Annotated in this window: 18 protein-coding genes; 5 read left to right on the top strand and 13 right to left on the bottom strand. The window is 70.7% G+C overall.

The window, feature by feature from the left end; translation table 11 throughout:
* Positions 1-6: 6 nt before the first annotated feature.
* Positions 7-261 (top strand): mycoredoxin, encoded by a 255-nt coding sequence (locus KIH27_RS08630; protein ID WP_214092526.1) that lies wholly within the window; start codon positions 7-9, stop codon positions 259-261.
* On the opposite strand, the gene KIH27_RS08625 is transcribed toward KIH27_RS08630, so the two are convergent.
* From KIH27_RS08625 to KIH27_RS08590, 8 genes are read right to left on the bottom strand one after another with little or no spacing between them, the layout of a single operon-like run.
* Positions 258-1,592, bottom strand: a complete 1,335-nt coding sequence (locus KIH27_RS08625) for a 9-bladed beta-propeller domain-containing protein (protein ID WP_214092525.1) — start codon at positions 1,590-1,592, stop codon at positions 258-260. The two genes, KIH27_RS08630 and KIH27_RS08625, sit on opposite strands and share 4 nt — an antisense overlap.
* Before the next feature lie 33 nt (positions 1,593-1,625).
* A complete protein-coding gene (locus tag KIH27_RS08620) occupies positions 1,626-2,228 on the bottom strand; it encodes a hypothetical protein (RefSeq protein WP_214092524.1) in 603 nt (200 codons plus the stop codon).
* Entirely contained in the window at positions 2,221-3,144 is a 924-nt protein-coding gene (nudC, locus tag KIH27_RS08615) for an NAD(+) diphosphatase (protein ID WP_214092523.1), read from the bottom strand. The genes KIH27_RS08620 and nudC overlap by 8 nt, the downstream gene beginning before the upstream one ends.
* Positions 3,144-4,217, bottom strand: a complete 1,074-nt coding sequence (locus KIH27_RS08610; protein ID WP_307856819.1) for a potassium channel family protein — start codon at positions 4,215-4,217, stop codon at positions 3,144-3,146. Before KIH27_RS08610 ends, nudC begins: the two co-directional genes overlap by 1 nt.
* A 46-nt stretch (positions 4,218-4,263) precedes the next feature.
* Positions 4,264-7,557: an ATP-dependent helicase gene (locus KIH27_RS08605; protein WP_214092522.1), complete on the bottom strand. Its 3,294-nt coding sequence runs from the start codon at positions 7,555-7,557 to the stop codon at positions 4,264-4,266.
* Entirely contained in the window at positions 7,554-10,634 is a 3,081-nt protein-coding gene (locus KIH27_RS08600; protein WP_214092521.1) for an ATP-dependent helicase, read from the bottom strand. Before KIH27_RS08600 ends, KIH27_RS08605 begins: the two co-directional genes overlap by 4 nt.
* A 30-nt stretch (positions 10,635-10,664) precedes the next feature.
* Positions 10,665-10,976 (bottom strand): J domain-containing protein, encoded by a 312-nt coding sequence (locus tag KIH27_RS08595; RefSeq protein ID WP_307856818.1) that lies wholly within the window; start codon positions 10,974-10,976, stop codon positions 10,665-10,667.
* Positions 10,977-10,985: 9 nt separating this feature from the next.
* Positions 10,986-11,408, bottom strand: coding sequence for an Hsp20/alpha crystallin family protein (locus KIH27_RS08590; protein WP_284144705.1), 423 nt, complete (start codon positions 11,406-11,408; stop codon positions 10,986-10,988).
* Between the two features lie 233 nt (positions 11,409-11,641).
* On the opposite strand from KIH27_RS08590, the gene KIH27_RS08585 reads away from it, so the two are divergent.
* Together KIH27_RS08585 and KIH27_RS08580 are read left to right on the top strand one after the other, a co-directional pair.
* On the top strand, positions 11,642-12,436 hold the full coding sequence (locus KIH27_RS08585) for an alpha/beta fold hydrolase (RefSeq protein ID WP_214092519.1): 795 nt from the start codon (positions 11,642-11,644) through the stop codon (positions 12,434-12,436).
* Positions 12,437-12,445: 9 nt separating this feature from the next.
* Positions 12,446-12,757, top strand: coding sequence for an MGMT family protein (locus KIH27_RS08580; RefSeq protein WP_214092518.1), 312 nt, complete (start codon positions 12,446-12,448; stop codon positions 12,755-12,757).
* Here the strand turns inward: KIH27_RS08580 and KIH27_RS08575 are convergent.
* From KIH27_RS08575 to KIH27_RS08565, 3 genes are all read right to left on the bottom strand, one after another.
* Positions 12,754-13,608, bottom strand: coding sequence for a TIGR02569 family protein (locus KIH27_RS08575; protein WP_214092517.1), 855 nt, complete (start codon positions 13,606-13,608; stop codon positions 12,754-12,756). The genes KIH27_RS08580 and KIH27_RS08575 overlap by 4 nt on opposite strands.
* Positions 13,609-13,678: 70 nt before the next feature.
* Positions 13,679-14,857, bottom strand: coding sequence for an adenylyltransferase/sulfurtransferase MoeZ (gene moeZ / locus KIH27_RS08570; RefSeq protein WP_214092516.1), 1,179 nt, complete (start codon positions 14,855-14,857; stop codon positions 13,679-13,681).
* 99 nt (positions 14,858-14,956) lie between these two features.
* Complete coding sequence (locus KIH27_RS08565; protein WP_307856817.1) at positions 14,957-15,991, bottom strand: DUF3152 domain-containing protein; 1,035 nt, start codon at positions 15,989-15,991, stop codon at positions 14,957-14,959.
* A 205-nt stretch (positions 15,992-16,196) separates the two neighbouring features.
* Between KIH27_RS08565 and fasR the strand changes: the two genes are divergently transcribed.
* The gene (gene fasR, locus KIH27_RS08560) at positions 16,197-16,889 is read left to right on the top strand and encodes an HTH-type transcriptional activator FasR (RefSeq protein WP_214092514.1); all 693 of its coding nucleotides are present in this window, start codon (positions 16,197-16,199) and stop codon (positions 16,887-16,889) included.
* Positions 16,890-16,923: 34 nt separating this feature from the next.
* Here fasR and KIH27_RS08555 read toward each other — a convergent pair whose 3' ends face one another.
* Both KIH27_RS08555 and KIH27_RS08550 read right to left on the bottom strand, forming a co-directional pair.
* Entirely contained in the window at positions 16,924-17,172 is a 249-nt protein-coding gene (locus tag KIH27_RS08555) for a DUF3107 domain-containing protein (RefSeq protein ID WP_214092589.1), read from the bottom strand.
* A gap of 95 nt (positions 17,173-17,267) precedes the next feature.
* A complete protein-coding gene (locus tag KIH27_RS08550; protein ID WP_214092513.1) occupies positions 17,268-17,969 on the bottom strand; it encodes a ferritin-like fold-containing protein in 702 nt (233 codons plus the stop codon).
* Positions 17,970-18,245: 276 nt separating this feature from the next.
* Between KIH27_RS08550 and KIH27_RS08545 the strand changes: the two genes are divergently transcribed.
* Positions 18,246-19,736, top strand: coding sequence for a DEAD/DEAH box helicase (locus tag KIH27_RS08545; protein ID WP_214092512.1), 1,491 nt, complete (start codon positions 18,246-18,248; stop codon positions 19,734-19,736).
* Positions 19,737-19,741: the final 5 nt, after the last annotated feature.

Below are 19,741 nucleotides of genomic sequence, written 5' to 3'. Positions count from 1 at the left end.
TTTCAGATGACTATGACCCCGATTGTCATGTACTCGACCCGCTGGTGCGGTTACTGCAGCCAGCTCAAGAAAGTTCTGAACAAGTACGAGATCCCGTTCGAGGAGATCGACATCGAACAGGATCCGGCCGCCGCCGCATTCGTCGCGTCGGCCAATGGCGGCTGCCGCACCGTACCGACGCTGCGCTTCGCCGACGGCTCGACGCTGACGAACCCGACCGGGCGCGACGTGAAGGCGAAGCTGGCGGAACTGGCCGGTTAATCCGGCTGGCGCAGCGCGGTCAAGTGTTCGGGTGTGACGACGACGATCCGGCCGGCGACCCGGCAGGCCGACGCGATTGGACCCACCGGAACCGTCCAGACCGTCCGGCACCCGGTTAGATCCGTGCCGACCAGATCCATGCCGCCGGCGCCCTTGTCGACGACGGTATGCCCGTCGGTGCCGAGGTAACCGTTACCACCGTCGTAGTACATATCGAGCCGACAGGTCGAGCCGGCCCGGCCGGTGCTCAGGTCGTATGTCTTCCAAAGCGCGCCGCCGGCGCCGTCGGGCCGCTGCCAGACGAACAAGGTGTCACCGGCGACCCGCAATGACGGCACCTGCTGAGCGGCCGGGACCGTGATAACCGGCTCACCGCTCGCCCGATACAGCGTCAACTCTGCACCCGCAAGGACGGTCGGCAGCACGGGGTTGTCCCAGAGCACGTTCCGCGCCATAGGCACTCGGTTGAGTAGCCGGCCGGTGTCGTCATAGAGCAGCACCCCAACCGAGCCATCCCGGTTCCGGTACTGGTACGCGAAGCCGCCGGTGTAGGCCGCGGCGGCCTTCAACTCAATGCCGGCCGGCGGCACCGGGGTACGGTCCGCCCCGTCGAGCAGCGAGACCACCCGATACGCGGGGGTGGCGTCGCGAACGAAGCGCACGGCGACCTCAGGACGCTGATCATCGTCGGAGGGGTCATCGAACTTGACCCCGATGAATGCGCCGCGCCCCGGGTAATGCCAGGTGCGCTCGCCGTGCGCACCGATACCGTAGAACCCGTCCGGCTCGTTGACCACCGGCCGCGAACCCCACACCTCCAGGGCTTTCCAGTCGGTGACACCGGCGAAGTTCAGCACTCCGCGCTGCAGATCGACGACGGCAATCGAGCCGTCCTGATCGGAGCCGACGCACACCGCCAGCCGCGGGCCGTTGGAGTAGCACCGCGCGGTGCCGGAAAATGCCGCGGTGAGTTCCACAGGTGCGAACAGCGGCGCCCCGGTGCGACTGTCGATGCCGTACACCCAGTTGCGTATCGGCCGGTCACCGCACCTGCCGATGCAGCCGCTGGTGAATAGGTACGCGTTGTCGCCGCTGGTCGCGAAGACCCTCCCGAGGCCGGTGTCCGCAGGCAGACCGAGGTCGACGGCGCTTCGCTGCCAAGCCTGCACCGGTGCCCGGTCCAGCGCCATCATCGCCGCCCCGGCGGGTGTCGACCATTCAGCCGCCGGCTCGGAGTCGGACCGGCCGCCGCCGCCCGCGCCGCGATGACACGAGGTGATCGGCAACCCTGCAGCGATCATCAGCACGGCGCCGGCCACCGCCCCGATCATGCGGGGCATCGCTGCGGCACGCGGTGACAGCATCTAGAACGTCCAACTGCCGGCAGGCGTCAACACGAAACCGCGGTTGAGAACCGGGTCGATACAGGAGAGCTGGTTGCCGGGCCCGACCGCGCAGGTGATGTGCGCGGCGCTGATCCGCTGCCCGTCTTCCAAGATCGGTGAGCGGAACGACGGGCGGCACGGCGGATTGGAATGGTATGCGGCACCAGGTGCGCGCGGGAGGTACCCCTCGCTTCGGGCATGGAAGACGTACCAGGGGAAGTAATTCGCTGAACTCCCCCAGTCCGTACCGACCGCCGGACAGTTCGTCCACCCCAATCCGGAGTCCGCGGTTTCGGGCAGGCCGGGCAGCAGGCCCGAGCACCGGGCACCGCCCAGACGGTCCGCATCTTCGGGCAGCCGGCACTCCACGCCGCCGCGGGTGGAGAAGACCACCTCGGCTTCACCACCGGCACTGCTCCGGTACGACGCCGCGTCGACGGCCCGATAGCCGGCGAGGTCGGGAAAGCCGGGCGGGCCCACCGCTTCGGGCACACCCCGCCCGGTGAGAACCCACACTCCGGTCACGGCAGCGCCGACCGCGACCGCTGCCAGCGCGATCGGCAGCACGGCTCGGCTACCCATCCACCGCCGCCCAGGACTCGATGATCGTCCGAGCGATCGAAATCGAGCCGGGCAGCAGCAGGTCCTGATTCGACGCACCGGATTGCCAGTCACCGGCGGCCAGCGCGGCGCGCACCTCACCCCTGGTGAACCAGGCCGCTTCGGCGATCTCGCCGTCGCTGAACACGAACTCGCCGCCGGGATCGGCGACCGCATGGAAGCCGACCATCAGCGATCGGGGAAACGGCCACGGCTGACTGCCCAGGTAGCGGATGTCGCGGACGGTGAGCCCGACCTCCTCGTGCACCTCGCGGGCGACGCAGACCTCGAACGACTCGCCCGCTTCGACGAACCCGGCCAGCAGCGAGAACATCCGCTCCGGCCAGCCGTGCTGACGGGCCAGCACCACCCGGTCGGCATCGTCGTGCACCAGGCAGATCACCGCCGGGTCGATGCGCGGGAACTCCTCCCGCCCGGTCACCGGGTCGACCCGCGCCCAGCCGCTGCGCGCCGGCCGGGTCGCGGACCCGTCGACCGCTGAAAAGCGTGCACTGTCATGCCAATTCAGCAGCGCAACGGCCGACGACACCAGTTGGGCACTGACGTCGTCGAAGATGTCGCCGGTGGCCCGCAGGTTCAGCACGGTGGTGTCGACGCCCGTCGGCGCCTGCAGCGCGGCCCGCACCGCCCAGACGTGCCGACCGTCTTCGATCCGGCCCAGGAACACCGCGTCCGGCGGCGGTGTCGGGCCCAGTTCGATCGCGTCGGCCAGCACCACCCGGTGTTCGGCGACCAGTACCTGACCACGGCCGTCCACCCGCAGCAGCGCCGCCTGCGGCCAGCCGGCGACAGCCCCGTCGACATCGGTGCGCAGTTGGTCGGCCCGGTCCGCGCCGACCCGCGACAGCAGCGGCACCTGCTTGAGTTGGAAGTCCACTAGTTCGCCACGTTGCGCACGTACAGCAGGCGGTCACCGGCCTCAAGCGCGTCGACGTCGGGTGCGCCCACCCGCAGCAGGCGGCCGTCCCGGACCACGCCGAGCACGATGTCGCGCAGATGCCGCGGCGAGCCGCCGACCTCGGTCGCGTCGACCTCCCGTTCGACGATGGCCAGACCTTCACCGGGGGTCAGCAGATCCTCGATGGCCTCCACCACCATCGGTGTGCTGGTGGCGATGCCGAGTAGCCGCCCGGCGGTCGCCGAGGACACCACCACCGAGTCCGCACCGGACTGCAGCAGCAGATGCTGGTTCTCGTCCTCCCGGATCGCCGCGACGATCTTGACGTCTCGCTTGGCGTCCCGGGCGATCTCACGTGCGGTCAGCGTGACCAGCACCGCGGTGGCGTCCTCGCCGACCGCCACGATGACCGACGACGCATGCTGGACGTTCGCTTTGCGCAGGACGCCGGACTTGGTCGCGTCGCCGTCCACGGTGAACAGCCCGGCGTCGTTGGCGCGTTTGCGCGCGGCCGGGTCGGTGTCGACCACGACGATGTCCGCCATCGGGACCTCGTCGCTGAGCATGGCGTCGATCGCGGTCCGGCCTTTGGTGCCGTAGCCGATGACGACGGTGGGGTTGGGCACTTTCCTCCTCCAACGCTGAATCTTGAACGCCTGCCGCGATTCCTCGGTCAGCGCCTCGAATGTCGTCCCGACCAACAGGATCAGGAACACGACCCGCAACGGGGTGATCACCAGGACGTTGATCATCCGGGAGAACTCGGTGACCGGGGTGATGTCGCCGTAGCCGGTGGTCGACAGGGTGACAGCGGAGTAGTAGAGCGCGTCCAGGAACGTCAGCCGGTCCCCCCGGACGTCCTGGTAGCCGTCGCGGTCGAAGTACACGCAGAGGGTCGCGACGGCCAGCGCCGCCAGCGCCATGAGGGTACGGCGCAGGACGATCGCACCGGGGCTGGCCTGGCGCTGGGGAGCGTGCAGCACGCCGACGAGTGCGTAGCCGGGCTCCCCCGATTCCCCGCCGAGCCGACGCCGCCAACTGCCCCTACCCACGGCGGACGGTCACCGGTCACCCTGACGCACGGACCCACTGTAGCCATCACCCGGGTTGCGGATGCAGCAACGCGGCCAACTCCGCCGGGCCCGGCAGCGTGTCGGGCACCACGGTGACCCCGCTGCGCACGTAGTGGAAGGCCGCACGCACCGCCGATTCGTCACAACCGGCCAGCGCCGCCCACGCCAGCCGGTACACCCCCAACTGGACTGCGGCCTGCCGGCGTGCGTCGGCACCATCTGGCGCTGCACCGGTCTTCCAGTCCACCACGGTGACGGTGCCGTCCGGGTCGGCGAACACCGCGTCGATCCGGCCCCGCACCACGGTGCCGTCGAGCATCATCTCGAACGGCACCTCGACGGCCACCGGGGTGCGATCAGCCCACGAGGAGGCGCGGAACGCGTCCTGCAGCGCCGCCAACTGCTCGGCGTCGGCCACGGCCACATCGGTGTCGGCGGCGCCGGGCAGATCCGCCAGGTCGAACAGCCGGTCGGCGCCGTAGAACCGTTGCACCCAGCCGTGGAACTCCGTACCGAGCAGGGCGTGCGGGTCGGGTCTTGCGGGCAGTCGCCGACTGATCCGCTGCACCGCACCGTCGGGGTCGCGGCTCAACTCGACCAGGTTGCTCACCGACACCTGGTTCGGCAGCACCGGTTCGGGTTGCTCACCGGCACGGGCGCGCTCAGCCAGCAGTGCTTCCACGTCCGCCGTCCAGACGCTGTCGACCGCAGCCGGTTCTGCTGTCATCGCAGCGGCCACCAGCGCAGCACCGTCCGCCACATCACGACGGCGTGCACCCAGCGGGTCGACCGGCCAGGAGGCTTCGACAACGTTGTCCCGCAACGGATTCGAATCCCCATCGGCGGGTGTCTGCGCCCAGTGCTCGACCACACCGCAGGGCTGGCCGGACGACGCCGATTCGTCGATCACGGCTTTGACCTCGGTGAGGAAGTCCGACGGTCCGCGCGGTTTGGTCTCGGTCGCACCCCAGTGATGCCCCGACACCAGCAGCGTGTCCTCGGCCCGGGTGACCGCGACGTAGAGCAGTCGGCGTTCCTCGTCGACCCGGCGGCGGTCCAACTGAGCCTGGTGACTGACGATGGTGTCGGACAGTTGTTTTCGATCGACGACGGTCGAGACGTCGAGCACCGGAACCCCGTGGTCGCCGGCCGATGCACGGTCACCGCGCAGCAGCGGCGGCAGCTCGCCGGGGTCGCCGAGCCAGCTGCGCCGGGCGGCGTTGGACGGGAACACCCGGTCCACCAGGTGGGGCACCGCCACCACCTGCCACTCCAGGCCCTTCGCGGTGTGCACGGTGAGCACCTGCACCCGGTCGGCGACGACGGCGGGGGCACCCGAGGTCAGCCCCTTCTCCTGCTCCTCGGCCAGATCCAGGTAGGCCAGCAGGCTCGGCACCGTGGCCGGCGTCGGGCCGATGGCGCTGCCGTTCGGATCCGCGTAGCCGGCGACGACGTCGGCGAACGCGTCTAGGTGCTCGGTGCCGGTCTCCGAGGTCTCGGCCGCCGTCGGCGTGCAGCGGGCACGCACCTCACAGTCCAGCCCGAGGACCCGGCGCACCTCCGCAACGAAATCCGGCAGCGGCTGCCACAGTTGAGCACGCAGTGTTGACAGCTCCCCCGCCAGCGCCTCGATCCGTCGATACCCGACGGCCGAATACCGTTCCGGCGCACCGGGGTCGGCCAGAGCATCGGCCAGGCACGCATCGTCGCGCTCATCGGGATCGGCTTGGGCGGCGATCTCCGTCGGTGATTCCGGCCCGGCAGTGCGCCCAGTGCCCCGCAGCTCACGTGCACGGTGCCACAGCGCAGCCAGATCGGCGGCTCCCAACCGCCAGCGCGGACCGGTCAGCACCCGCACGGCTGCGGGACCGGCGGTCGGTTCGGCGATCAGCCGCAGCATCGCCACCAGGTCGGCGACCTCCGGGACCGACAGCAGACCGGCCAGCCCGACGACTTCCACCGGCACACCGCGGGCCCGGATCGCCTCGGCGATCGGGGCGGCATCGGCGTTGCGGCGCACCAGCACTGCGGCGGTGGGCGGGGCGACCCCGGCGGCGTCGGCCCGCTGATAGCACTGCGCCAGGTGCTCGGCCACCCATTCGCGTTCGGCGACCACATCAGGCAGCAGGGCCGCCCGCACCGTTCCCGGCGGAGCATCCGGGCGCGGGCGCAGCGTGCGCACATCGACCGACCGGCTGCGCGCCTCGGCTGAGACCGCGTTGGCCACCTGCAGCACCTCGGCCGGGTTGCGCCAACTGGTGCGCAACTGCAGGGTGGGCGCCGGGCTGCCGTCCGAGAGCGGGAAGTCGGTGGCGAACCGGGGCAGATTGGTGGCCGATGCGCCGCGCCAGCCGTAGATCGACTGGATCGGGTCGCCGACCGCCGTCAGCGCCAGACCGTCGTCGACACCGCCGCCGAACAGCGCCGACAGCGCCACCCGCTGTGCGTGCCCGGTGTCCTGGTACTCGTCGAGCAACACCACCCGGTAGGTGGCCCGCAACTGCTCCCCGACCGAGCCGCACGTCGAGGCCAGCCTCGCGGCAGCCGACATGCGCACCCCGAAATCGGTCACCCGTTCGGCACGCATCCGCCGGTGCAGCGCGTCGATGATCGGCACCAGGTCGGCGCGTCCGGTCTGGGCGTCCAGCAGCTTCAGCAGTTCCTTGGTCGGTCCGCTGGAGCGTTGGCGTGGGCCGGGCGGCAGGGTGGTGATCAGCTGTTCCAGTTCGCGGTGGGTGTCCCGAAGCGCGTCGGTGTCCACCAGATGTTCGGCGAGTTGGCCGTTGAGCCGCAACACCATTGAGGCGATCGCGGCCGGATCCTTGTCGGTGGCCAGCGCGCCCGGGTGGTTGTTGACCACGTCGAGGACCAGTTGGAAGAATCCGGTGGCCGTGAGCAGCCGGGTGCTCGGTTCGATCCCGATCAGCAATCCGTGCTCACGGAGCAGCGCACCGGCGAACGCATCGTAGGTGCTGACGGTCGGGGTCGGGGCGTCCGGGGAGTCCGGGGCTCCGCCGGTGGGCTCACCGGTCATCAGGCCGGCACCGGCCAGCCGCGCCAGCCGGGACCGCACCCGGCGCAGCAGTTGCCCGGCCGCCTTTTTGGTGAACGTCAGCCCGAGCACCTGCCCGGGCTCGGCGTAGCCGTTGGCGACCAGCCACACCACCCGGGCAGCCATCGTCTCGGTCTTGCCGGCGCCGGCGCCGGCGATCACCACCAGCGGTCCCGGCGGTGCGGCGATGACGGCGGCCTGCTCCTCGGTGGGCCGGTGCAGCCCGAGCGCATCGGCCAGGTCGACGGGCGCGTACCGCGGCGTCACGATCCGGGCCGTTCGGTGTGCGCCGGACAGATCGGCCGCACCGGGCAGTGCCGGCAGCCGTCGTTGATCCGCGCGGTGAAGACCGGGCCGACGGTCGCCGCGGCGGCCTCGGCGATCTCGGCGCGCCAGGCTTCGTTCGCCTCCGGGGTCAGCGGATCCTGGTGTCGTTCGGCGGGGCCGCTGGCCACCTGCCGGCCCAGGTAGACCAGCCGCGCACCGCCCGACTCTTCCCCCTCGGCGATCAGCCCGGCCGAGACCGCCAGCTGGTAGGTGGCCAGTTGGGCGTGCCGCTGGGCGTCGTCCTTGGTGACCGGCGTCCGGCCGGTCTTGACGTCGACGACGACCAGACGGCCGGCGGCGTCCCGTTCGACCCGGTCCACCCGCCCGCGCAGCCGCACCCCGTCAACGCCGTCGATCGGGCCCTCGAACCCGATCTCGACCCCGGCCTCGGTCAGCTCGCCCCGGGTCTGGTCGCGCCAGCGGTGGAAGGCCTCGAGCATGCCGCGATGCCGGTCGAGCTCGTTGTCGGAGTACCACTGCGCGTCGAACGGCAGGTGCTGCCAGGCCCGGTCCAACTCGGCCAGCAGTTCCGTTTCACTGCGGCCCGTCTCCGCGATCAGCGCGTGCAGCACCGACCCGATCGTCGAGCGCAGATCGGCGCCGTCACGTGCACCGTGCTGCTCCATCACCCAGCGCAGCGGGCAGTCGAGCAGGGTCTGCAGCGACGACGGCGACAGGCTCAGTTCCCGGTCGGTGCGCAGCGGCTCCTCGGTGCTGACCGACGCCACCCCGTGCCAGGTCGCCGGATCGGCACCGGGAACCCCGGCCCGGGCCAGCCGAGCCAGTTCGGTGGCGGCGGTGCTCCGGTCGGCGTCCTCGACGCTGCCCGCCGGCGCGCACACCGCCGCGCGCAGCCGGCCCACCACCGCCGCAGCCGAGAGCACCGGCGGCGCCACCACCGGTGACCACCGGCCGGGATCGTCGTCGCCGGTGTCGACGCCGGTCAGCTCGGTGAAGAACCCGGACGGGATCTGATCCTCGGCGTCACCACCCTCCTCGCCGCCGTCGACGGCGGTCACCAGCAGCCGGTTCCGGGCCCGCCCGAGCGCCGCCACCAGCAGCCGGCGTTCCTCGGCACGCAGCGGCGCCCGGATCGAGGTGTCCGCGCCGATCCCATCGAGCGTGTCCAGCAACCGCTGGGTGTTGAGCACCCCGCCACGCGGAACGGTGTTGGGCCACAACCCCTCCTGCAGGCCTGCGACGACGACGAAGTCCCACTCCTGTCCCAGCGCCCCGTGTGCGCTGAGCACGCTGACCGCCTCGACACCGGCGGCCGGTTCGGTGCGGGGCACCGCGAGGCGCAGTGCGGCGACGTGCTCGAGCAGCCCCGGCACCGTGCTGCCGACGGTGCGCGCCACGTACTGTTCGGCGACGTCGAACAGTGCGGTCACCGCGTCGAGGTCACGGGATGCCTGGGCACCGGCTTGCCCGCCGCGCTGCACCGCCGACAGCCAGCGCCGCTGCAGCCCGGATCGGTGCCACACCTGCCACAGCGTGTGATGCGGGGTCTCGCCGGTAGCGTGCGACCGGGTGGCTGCCGCCAGCACCCCGCGCACTCGCTGCAACGTTCGTGCGTAGGCGGCCGGCAGCCGGGTCGACTCCCCGGTGAGCACCGCGACCAGGCGATCGTGGAAGCCGCCGTCGGTATCCGGCAGCAGTCGGCGCAGCTGGCGCAGTGAGATCGGGTCCATCCGCCCGATTGGTCCGGTCAGCAGCGCGATCGCGGACGGACCGTCGAGCCCGTCGACCGTGGCCGTCAGCACCGTCAGCAGGGCGGCGACCGCCGGTTGTTCGGGCAGCCGGCCACCGGTAGCCGGCAGCGTCACCGGAACCCCGGCGGCGGCCAGGGCGCGCGGCAGTCGTGCCGCGGCGCGCGGCACCGACCGCACGATGACCGCCATCTGCGACCACGGCACGCCGTCGACCAGGTGGGCCCGGCGCAGCGCATCGGCGATCAGCGCCTCCTCTGCGCGCGCTGAGGACGCCAGCCGGCACCGGACCGACCCGCCGGCGCCGCTGCCGGTGAGCTGCCGCGCCGCGCCCTGCCCCGGCAGCCGGGCGGCGGTCCCGCGGACCGCGTCGGCGACCGTCGCCGTGCAGCGGTGCGACTCGACCAGCACCAGGCCGGGCCCGTCGGTGAGCAGCCCGTCGGCGGTTCCGCCGCGAAATCCGAAGACCGCCTGGTCGGGGTCCCCGGCGATCACGGTGCGCCCGACGCCCGCCGCCAGCGCCCGCACCAGTCGGGCTGCCTGCGGGTCGAGTTGCTGTGCATCGTCGACGAGCAGCACCCGGATGCGCGCCCGCTCGTCGGCGAGCAGGTCATGGTCGACCGCGAGCGCCTCCAGCGCCGCGCCGACCAGTTCCGCGGCGCCCAGGGCCGGCACCGTCGCTTGCGGGGCGGCGGTGCCGGCGGCGGCGCGCAGCAGCATCACCTGTTCGTATTGCTGGGCGAACCGGCCCGCCGCGGTCCACTCCGGGCGGCCGGACCGCCGGCCCAGCCGCATCAGGTCCGTCGGGTCGACGCCGCGTTCGGCACAGCGGGCCAGCAGGTCGCGCAGTTCGGTGGCGAAGCCGTCGGTGTGCACCGCCGCCTGCAGCGGCCCGGGCCACGCCTGCGGACCGTCACCGGCCAGCAGTTCGCGGACGACGATGTCCTGTTCGGCGCCGGTGACCAGCCGCGGCGGTGGGTTCCCGGCCCGCCGCGCTGCGGACTGCAGCACCGCGAACGCGTAGCTGTGCAGCGTGCGCACCGGTGACGCGCCGGTCACCGGCGGCAGAGTGCCGCCGCCGGTTCGCAGCAGGGCCCCGGTCAGCGAGCCGCGAATCCGGTTGCCCACCGGACCCGATCCGGTCAGCAGCAGCACCGAGTCGACCGGAACACCCGATCCGATGTGTGCTGCCGCCACGTCAACCAGCAGGCTCGTCTTGCCGGTGCCGGGCCCGCCGACGACCCGCAGCACCCCGCGTGACTCCGTGTCGAACGCCGCATCGACATCCGAAGTCCACCGCCTGGCCATACCGCCCATGACAGCATCACGGTCCGACAGCTAGCGCACCGCGTGCCAGCGCACCGGCCCCGCCCACAGGGGCGGCGGACCCGGTCGGGTTGCGCGCAGCCCGTTCATCCGCCGCGTCGCGCGGTCGTGGGCGGCACGACGCACCGGATCGCGCAGCACCGCATACGCCTGCAGAACCCGCTGCAACTCAGCCGTGGTGTGGGTCGGTGCGTCACCGCCGGATCGCAGGTCCGGGTGGTGGGTTCGCAGCAGCCGCCGATATGCGCGGGTGATCTCCGCATTCGTCGCACTGCGTGCGACGCCCAGCACCGCGTAGGGGTCGGACGTCGCAATGTTGTTCACGTGTCGCCGTCAGGCGCTGATCGCGTGACCGTTACCACTGTGGCTGATCGCGATGTGGCGTGGTTTGGCTTTCTCCGCCACCGGGATCGTCAGGCGCAGTACGCCATCGGAGTAGCCGGCCTCGATCCTGTCGGTGTCGAGATTCTCGCCGAGGAACAACTGCCGGCTGAAGACGCCGCGCGGTCGCTCCGCCGACACCATCTCCCGGGCCGGGTCGACGTCGGCGCGTTCGGCGTGCACGGTCAGCACGTTGCGCTCGACGTCGAGTCCGAGCGAATCCACTTGTACGCCGGGCAGATCGAACTCGACGACGAACTGGTCGCCGTCCCGCCACGCATCCATCGGCATGACAGCCGGACGTGCCGCGGTGCCTAGCATGTGTTGAGTCAGACGGTCGAGGTCACGGAACGGATCTGTTCTCATGAGCATCATTTCTCACCTCGAATACCTCATCGATAATTCATGCGTATCGATGTACATATTCTATCGCTGAGCAGCATGTTTGGACAGCGCGGGCGGCAGGGAGCGCGTTCGCTCGGAATGCGCTATCTCGCTCGGCGCGTGCTGTTTACGCGGCCTCGGTCGCATCGGCCGTCCGAAGTCGACGTCGGCGCCGACTGCGAGGTGACGTTGAAGCGCAGCCGGGTGACTGGCACCATCGACGGGTGAGTTCCGATCACGACGGTCTGCACGTCCATCGCTACGGGCCAGCCGGCCCGGTTCGACTGCTGGCCATCCACGGGTTGACCGGCCACGGTGCACGATGGCGACCGCTCGCCGGACACTTCCCCGAAATCCCGGTGGCAGCACCGGATCTGCTCGGGCACGGCCGGTCGTCGTGGGCGGCCCCGTGGACGATCGACGCCAATGTCACCGCACTTGCCGCACTGCTCGACGACACCGCCGACGGCCCGGTGGCGGTGGTCGGGCATTCCTTCGGCGGCGCGATCGCGCTGCATCTTGCCGCCGCCCGGCCCGATCTGGTCGGCTCGCTGGTGCTGCTCGACCCGGCGATCGGACTCGACGGCGGCTGGATGGCCGAGATCGCCGCAGCGATGCTGTCCTCCCCGGACTACCCGGACCCCGCCGAGGCCCGCGCCGAGAAGGTCCACGGCTCCTGGGCCGACGTGGATCCGGCGCTGCTCGACGTCGAACTCGATGAACACCTGGTCGCACTGCCCAACGGCCGGTACGGCTGGCGGATCAGCGTTCCCGCGATGATGTCCTACTGGAGCGAACTGGCCCGCGACGTCGTGCTGCCGACCGTCGGCACACCGACGACGCTGGTCCGGGCGACGCACACCGCACCGCCCTACGTCGGTGCGGCGCTGCTCGATGCACTGAACGAACGATTGGGCGCCGACTTCACCCTGGTGGACTTGAACTGCGACCACATGGTGGCGCAGGCGCGCCCGGCTGAGGTGGCGGCCGTGCTCCGCGGGCATCTGGACCGGCGGTAGCCGCCGATCATGGCCGCGGTCACCGACGAACAGGTCGAACTGGTGCGTGCGCTGATCTGCTCGATCCCCGCCGGGCAGGTCGCCACCTACGGCGACATCGCCGCCGCGGCAGGACTTTCCAACGCCCGCACGGTCGGCTGGATCCTGCGCGTCGACGGCTCCGACCTGCCCTGGCACCGGGTCATCCGGGCGTCCGGGCGGCCGACGGACCACCTGCGCACCGAGCAGTTGGAGCGGCTGCGTGCCGAAGGGGTGCTCGCCGTCGACGGCCGGGTGGATCTCGCCGCCGTCCGGCATCGGTTCCCCAGAACCGCGGGTTAGAGCACCAACCGCACCAGCGCGGCGGTGCGCGCCAGCCCGGGGAAGGCCTCCGCCGTCGACCGCGGGTGCAGAGCGTGCACGGCAAGTCGGAACATCAACGCGCGCAACAGCATCTGCGGCCACTCCGGCAGCGCCGACCAGCGTTCGATGAGCCCGTCGTCGGCGTCCCCCCACGACAGGGCGTCCACCACTACCACACCGGCCGCCCACGACGCCGGCCGCCAGTACGGCGTGATGTCGGTGATGCCCGGTGCAGCGGCGTCGGCGAAAAGCACTGTGCCGTACAGGTCGCCGTGCACCAGTTGATTCGAGGCCCGGGTGGGCTTGCGCAGCGTCGCGAGCTGGTTGATCAGGTCGATCGAGCGCTGACCGTCCACCGACCCCGGGGCGACCTGGGCACCGGGCTGCAGCGAGGCGAACGGCCGCTCCTCCCAGGCGGCACGGTCAGCGGCGATGAACACGTCCACGTCGGCCCACGGCGCCACCGGCGCCTGGGTGAGGAAGCGCGGACGCTCCAGTTTGGCGGTGGCCTCGTGCAGCCGGACCGCGGCCGACACCACCTCATCGTGGCGGGGCTCCGGACTGCCGGCGACGAAGGTGTCCGCCCGCCACCCTGACACCACGTAGCGTCCGTCGGTGGAACGCACCGGCCGGGCCAGCCGGATACCGTCGACGAACAGGGTTTCGCGCACTTTTGCCGACCAGGCGGCCCGCCCGTGGTCGGCGACCATCGACAGCACGACCTCGCCGCACTTCCAGCCGTCTTCCCAGCCGGCGCCCAGCCGGACCGGACGTGCACCACGCAGCCCGAACGTCGCCAACACGTGCTCAGGCGGCGGTTCCAGGGTCACCCGTCCAGCCTATGTCGTAACCGCAGGTGTCCCGGGGAACGGCGCGCTGCGGATCAGCTCGGGGCAGCGCTCAGTACATGACCATGTCGGGCTGCATCTGCTTGGCCCACGCCACGATTCCGCCCTGCAGGTGCACCGCGTTGGCGAAGCCGGCCTTCTTCAGGGTGGCCAGTGCCTCGGCCGAGCGGATACCAGTCTTGCAGTACAGCACCGACATCCGGTCCTGCGGCAGCTCGGCCAGCCCCTCCCCGGTGTTGATCGTCGACTGCGGCACCAGCCGGGCGCCCTCGATGTGGTTGATCGCCCACTCCACCGGCTCACGCACGTCGATCAGCGCCAGCTCCTGCCCGGAGTCCAGCAGCTCCCGCAACTCCGCCGGAGTGATGGTCGACCCGGCGGCCGCCTGGGCCGCCTCGTCGGAGACCACTCCGCAGAACTCCTCGTAGTCGATCAGCTCGGTGATCTTCGGAGTCGCCGGATCCTTGCGGATGCGGATCGTGCGGTAGCTCATCTCCAGCGCGTCATAGACCATCAGCCGGCCCAGCAGCGGCTCGCCGATCCCGGTGATCAGCTTGATCGCCTCGGTGCCCATGATCGAGCCGATCGACGCGCACAGGATGCCGAGCACGCCGCCTTCGGCGCAGGACGGCACCATGCCCGGCGGCGGCGGCTCCGGGTACAGGTCGCGGTAGTTCAGGCCCAGTCCGTCCGGCGCGTCCTCCCAGAACACCGAGGCCTGCCCCTCGAACCGGAAGATCGACCCCCACACGTACGGCTTGTGCGCCAGTACCGCGGCGTCGTTGACCAGATACCGGGTGGCGAAGTTGTCGGTGCCGTCCAGAATCAGGTCGTAGCCGCTGAACAGCTCGACCGCGTTCTCCGGCTCCAGCCGCACCTCGTGCAGGTTGACCTGCACCAGCGGGTTGATCTCACGGATCGAGTCGCGTGCGCTCTCGGCTTTGGGCCGGCCGACGTCGGAGATGCCGTGGATCACCTGACGCTGCAGGTTGGACTCGTCGACGACGTCGAAGTCGACGATCCCGATCGTCCCGACCCCGGCCGCCGCCAGGTACAGCAGGGCCGGCGCACCCAGCCCACCCGCGCCGATCACCAGCACCCGGGCGTTCTTGAGTCGTTTCTGCCCGTCGACGCCGACATCCGGGATGATCAGGTGGCGGCTGTAACGGGCCACCTCGTCCCTGGTCAGCTCACCAGCGGGTTCAACCAGCGGCGGCAACGATATCGACACCGAACTCTCCTCATTAGTCGCGTACCCGAACCATCACAGCAGGTGGTCCGGTCAACGACAAACGAGCGCCCAACCTTCCCGACGGGTTTGTGCCCAGGCTCACGGGATCGGCGCGGGCCACGGGTTGAACCGGCAGGTCTTCCCATCGGCCTTGACCCAGTCCGGGTCGAACTTCGCAGCGTCATCGTTGGAGGTGCCGAACGTCTGCTGCATCATGATCGGCGCCAGACCGTCCTGCTTGTCGCAGGGCTCGTGATGCTGGTAGCCGAGGGCGTGGCCGACCTCATGGTTGATCAGGTACTGCCGGTAGGAGCCGATGTCGCCCTGGAACGGCACCGCCCCGCGCACCCAGCGGGCCTCGTTGATGAACACCCGAGGCTCCGCGTGCACCCCGTAGGACGGGTTGTAGCAGGACGCCTCCAGTTCGATCTCGTAGCCGCAGCCCTCCCGGACCGTCATCGGCGACGTCAGCGAGATCCGGAAGTCGGGGTTGACCCGGCTGGCCGCGTCGACCCGGACGAACCCGATCTGCGGGTTGTGCGTCCAACCCTTGGGGTTGCTCAGCGTCTGATCGACCATCCGGGCGAACGCTTCGTCGCCGCCGAAGGGAGTCGTGTCGATGCCGTTCTCGACCTCGATGGTGTAGGCGAACACCTTCTCGGTGCCCTGGCCGAACTCCTGGGTGGTCCCGGGCACGATGTGCCAGCTCATCTCGCCGGTCTCGTTGTACGGTCCGCCCCCCGGCAGGATCCCGATGGGCAGGTTGATGTCGAACTGGGTGAGGCCGCGCGGCGGCGCACCGATGATCGAGGTGCCGGCCGACCCGATCGTCGGCGGCCCCTGCACCGGCTCTTCGACCGTCTTGGTGCGCACGCCGGTCCCGGTCACCGCCTGGTAGACCACCACGACCGTCAGCACCATCAGCACCGGGAGCGCGTAGGCCCGCCAGCCGTAGGTGGAGATGAACCGGCCCAGCCAGCTCTGCCGGCGCCACTGCCGGTGGACGTCGCGGTCGGACCGCACCCGCCCGGCCCCGGCGGCCAGCGGGTCGCGTTGCGCCCGCAGCGGCTCCCGGAAGCGATCACGCAGCACCGGCGCTCGGCCGCCCCCGTGCCGCCCCGGGTCAAAGGTCACCTGACCAGGATGGCACAGCCACCGCGAGCTGCGACTCGACGCCGCGCCCGGATCCGCCGCTGTGATCGTTTCGGAGATCATTTCGACGCCGAACCGAGTCCGATCATCGGCCGCTCGATCAGTGACTCGGCGGACGTCGATTCCGGCAACGACGGGTGCGGCGCGTAGTGTCATCGAACCAGCTGCACACAGGATCGAGGAGTCGATGAGCAAGCCGACCGACACGACTGAACGGGGTGCCGCAAAGCCTTCCGGCCGCGGCGCCGCCAAGGTGTCGGCGGGTGGCAAGCGGCCGGCGAACCAGCGGGGCAGCCGGCTGCCGCGCGACGAGCGGCGCAGCCAACTCCTCGCCGCGGCCAGCGACGTCTTCGTCGATCGCGGCTACCACGCCGCCGGTATGGACGAGATCGCCGAGCGGGCCGGCGTCAGCAAGCCCATCCTCTACCAGCACTTCGCTTCGAAGCTGGAGCTGTACCTGGCGGTGCTGAACCGGCACGTGGACAACCTGGTCTCCGGGGTCCGGCAGGCGCTGCGCACCACCACCGACAACCGGCAGCGGGTGCGCTCGGCGGTGCAGGCGTTCTTCGACTTCATCGAGCACGACGGTCAGGGCTACCGGCTGATCTTCGAGAACGACAACGTCGCCGAACCGCAGGTTGCGGTGCAGGTGCGGGTGGCCACCGAGTCCTGCATCGACGCGGTCTTCGACCTGGTCAGCCACGACTCCGGCCTCGACCCGCACCGGGCCCGAATGGTGGCGGTGGGGCTGGTGGCGATCAGCGTCGACTGTGCCCGGTACTGGCTGGACAGCGACCGTCCGATCTCCAAGGACGACGCGATCGAGGGCACGGTGGCGTTCGCCTGGGGCGGCCTGTCACACGTGCCTTTAACCAGATAGGCCCAGGTAAGCGCCGATAGGCGCCGCTGAGCCGTTACTTCTTGTCGGCGGCGTCGGCGCCGATCCCGAACCCGACCCGGCGGCTGTCGGCGGCGCCGATCTCCACGTAGGCGATCTTGGCGGTCTGCACCAGGTAGCGGCGGCCCTTCTCGTCGGAGAGCGCGAGCAGTTCGCCGCCCTTGCTCAGCGCGTCGGCGACCAGTTTCTCGACCTCGTCGGGCGTCTGGGCACTGGTGAAGACCAGCTCGCGCGCGCTGTCAGCAACCCCGATCTTGACCTCCACACCGGCCCCTTTCGTCCACGTCTCGTCGATGTCACACCGTCCGGCTGCGCCGAACCGGTTCATGCAAGCAGGCTAGTGGACGGGCCCCGTGACCTTCAGGCCAGACCCAGTTCCCGCATGCGGTCGTCGTGGGTGCGCTGCATCCGATCGAAGAACCCGGCCAGGTGCGTCAGACCGTTGGTTCCGGACATCACCAGGTCGACGAGTTCGTCGTGGTCGGCGAGCACGTACTGCGCCTGGGTGATCGCCTCGCCGAGCAGTCGGCGCGACCACAGCGCCAGCCGGCTGCGCTGCTTGGCGCTGGCCGTCACCGCGGCCCGCACCTCATCGACGACGAACTGCGAGTGCTTGGTCTCGGCGAGCACCGAGTGCACCACGTCGGCCGCCTCGTCCGGCAGCCCGTCGGCGATGTCCAGGTAGAAGTCCGCGGCCAGCGCGTCGCCGATGTAGGTCTTGACCAGCGCTTCCAACCAGGTGCTGGGCATCGTCAGCCGGTGGTAGTTGTCCAGTGCGCCAGCGTATTTCGACATCGCGCCCACCACGTCCACACCGCGCTGGGTCAGCGCGTCGTGCAGCAGTTCGTAGTGCCCCATCTCGGCGGCGGCCATCGCCGCCATCGAGATCCGGCCGCGCAGGTCCGGCGCCATCCGTGCTTCGTCGGTGAGCCGGTAGAACGCCGCCACCTCGCCGTAGGCCAGCAGCGCGAAAAGCTCACTGATACCGGGGTGATCGGTGGACAGTCGCGGCTGAGCGGCCTCGTCGGGCTGCACCACCGGGTCGGCGGGTACCGAATTCATCACCACACTGTAGGCGTTCACGACGACCGCTCCCCGCGCCCGTTCGGCTGCATCGGATGCGAGTACGGCCCGACCAGGTAGTATGTCCGCCAGGCAGTGCCGATTCGGCGCTGCCGCGCAATGTGCGTACACGCGGTCGGCCCGCCTCTCACCGAGTGCAGGGCCCCGAAGACGGCCCCCGAATCAGCACGTATCGACGGTCACAGCGTGTGCGCCCGGACCCGCACGCAATCGGCCCGACACCTCGGGCCGACGTCGAAAGGCATCTGCCCCCGCATGACCCCGCTTATCGCCACCACTGCCCCGACCACCCCACCGACGTTCGCCGAGCTGGGCGTCCGCGACGAGATCGTCCGGGCGCTCGCCGAGGACGGCATCGAGCACGCCTTCGCGATCCAGGAGCTGACGCTGCCGCTGGCGCTGGCCGGCGACGACCTGATCGGTCAGGCCCGCACCGGTATGGGCAAGACCTACGGCTTCGGCGTCCCGCTGCTGCAGCGGGTCAGCACCTCCGCCGACAAGCCGCTGACCGGCACCCCCCGGGCGCTGGTCGTGGTGCCCACCCGGGAGCTGTGCATCCAGGTCTCCGGCGACCTGGCCGACGCGGCCAAGTACCTGCGCGCCGGGGACCGTCCGCTGTCCGTGCAGGCCATCTACGGCGGGCGCCCCTACGAGCCGCAGATCGAGGCGCTGCAGGCCGGCGCCGACGTGGTGGTGGGCACCCCCGGCCGGTTGCTGGACCTGGCCCAGCAGAACCACCTGCAGCTCGGCGGGCTGTCGATGCTGGTGCTCGACGAGGCCGACGAGATGCTCGACCTGGGCTTCCTGCCCGACATCGAGCGGATCCTGGCCCGGATTCCCGACGACCGGCAGTCGATGCTGTTCTCGGCGACGATGCCCGGCCCGATCATCACCCTGGCCCGCAGCTTCATGAATCAGCCCACCCACATCCGGGCCGAGGCGCCGCACTCCTCGGCGGTGCACGACGCCACCGAGCAGTTCGTCTACCGGGCGCACGCGCTGGACAAGGCGGAGCTGGTCAGCCGGGTGCTGCAGGCGCGTGGCCGTGGCGCCACGATGATCTTCACCCGCACCAAGCGAACCGCCCAGAAGGTCGCCGACGACCTCGCCGAGCGCGGTTTCAAGGTCGGTGCGGTGCACGGCGACCTGGGTCAGATCGCCCGGGAGAAGTCGCTGAAGTCATTCCGCACCGGCGACATCGACGTGCTGGTCGCCACCGACGTGGCCGCCCGCGGCATCGACATCGACGACGTCACCCACGTCATCAACTACCAGTGCCCGGACGACGAGAAGACCTACGTGCACCGGATCGGCCGCACCGGCCGCGCCGGGCGCACCGGGGTGGCGGTCACCCTGGTCGACTGGGATGAGCTGGCCCGCTGGACGATGATCGACAAGGCGCTGAACCTGAGCTGCCCCGACCCGGCCGAAACCTACTCCAGTTCCCCGCACCTCTACACCGAGCTGAACATCCCGACCGACGCCGGCGGCAGCGTCGGCGAGGCGAAGCGGACACCCGCCAAGCGGACCGAGCGCGAACCCCGCGCCGAACGGCCGCGCAACACGGAGCGGTCACGGCGGCGCACCCGGGGCGGTCAGGCGGGCACCGCCGAGACCGCGGCACCGGCCGCCGGGCCCGGCACCGCCACCGAGACCACGCCCACCGGGACCGCCGACGGCGCGGCCCGGCGGCGTCGTCGGCGCCGTCCGCGCAAACCGGCCGCGACCACGGCGAACGGCGACTGACCCGG

The organism is Mycolicibacter acidiphilus, from assembly GCF_018455725.1.
Classification (GTDB): domain Bacteria; phylum Actinomycetota; class Actinomycetes; order Mycobacteriales; family Mycobacteriaceae; genus Mycobacterium; species Mycobacterium acidiphilum.
The sequence above is the reverse complement of the archived record's forward strand: the minus strand, read 5'-3'. Positions and strand labels throughout refer to the sequence as shown.